The organism is Microbacterium sp. CPCC 204701 (assembly GCF_004010105.1).
GTDB lineage: Bacteria > Actinomycetota > Actinomycetes > Actinomycetales > Microbacteriaceae > Microbacterium.
The window spans coordinates 1-1163 of record NZ_RRYE01000612.1 but is presented as its reverse complement, the minus strand read 5'-3'; the positions used below and the strand labels follow the sequence as shown (position 1 = coordinate 1163).

Annotated in this window: 1 protein-coding gene; it reads left to right on the top strand. The window is 72.1% G+C overall.

From position 1 onward, the window contains the following. The first annotated feature begins 208 nt into the window (after positions 1-208). The gene (locus EIO58_RS18305) at positions 209-1003 is read left to right on the top strand and encodes a response regulator transcription factor (RefSeq protein WP_127820593.1); all 795 of its coding nucleotides are present in this window, start codon (positions 209-211) and stop codon (positions 1001-1003) included. The last annotated feature ends 160 nt before the right edge of the window (positions 1004-1163 follow it).

The window sequence follows — 1163 nt, the reverse complement described above, 5'->3', positions numbered from 1 at the left end:
GCGCACCGGGGACGCGCGCGGGGCGGGTTGTGGGGAAGCTGCCCGCCCTCCGCGCGACCTCTCGTTCCGGCGGGACGAGCGGGCGGCGCGGATCGGGACCCGCCGCCCGCCACCCGGCCGGATGCCGCGAGGTCCGACCCGCCACGTTGGCGATGCACCGCTGATGCCCGAGGGGCCGCGCCTGTTCCAGAGTGCGATCTGGGATATCATGACCGACGTCCAGCTGCCGGCGGAGGCATCGCCGGCTTCGGGGGGTGCAGCAGTGCAGGAAGCACGCGTCGCGGTCGTCATCGAGGACGAGGAAGACATCCGGTCGCTTCTGTCGACCGTGCTGGCGCAGGCCGGCTTCGAAGTCCACGGCGCCGCGAACGGCGCGGAGGGTGTCGAGCTGGTGCGCACCCACCGCCCGCTGGTGACGACGCTCGACGTCAACATGGCCGGCATGGACGGGTTCGAGACCGCCAAGCGGATCCGCTCGATCAGCTCGACCTACATCGTGATGCTGACGGCACGCACGGAGGAGATCGATGCGCTGCAGGGCCTCGAGGCGGGCGCCGATGACTACGTCGCGAAGCCGTTCCGGCCTCGCGAGCTGCGCGCCCGGATCGATGCGATGCTGCGCCGCCCGCGGCATGTCGCGGCTGCCGGCGGCGATCCTTCGATGCCGTCGACCGCATTTGACGACGCGTGGCTCGAGCACCATGGCCTGAGCCTGAACCCCGAGACGCGCATCGTGACGGTTGACGGGGACGAGGTCGTGCTGACGCGCAGCGAGTTCGACATCCTCGCCGACCTGCTGTCCGGCGGGCGGCGGGTCAGGGCGAAGACCGACCTGGCGATCATGCTTCGCGGCGACCAGTCCGCCGCCGACTTCGTCAGTGACAGCGACGCGCGCGCGATCGAGGTGCACGTTGCGAACCTCCGCCGCAAGCTCGGCGAATCGCCATCCGACCCGAGATGGATCGAGACCGTGCGAGGGGTGGGCTACCGCCTGACGGCGTGAGACGGTTCCCACGGTTCCTCCGGCCCGGGCGCCCAGCGGCTACCCGGGGTCCGCCATCAGCACGGAGCTCTCGACGCTCGTCGCCGCGCGGCCCGCGGCCTCGCGGGCCACGCGCACGAGCTCGCCGCCGTGGTGCCCGACGGCGTCGCTCAGCGCGACG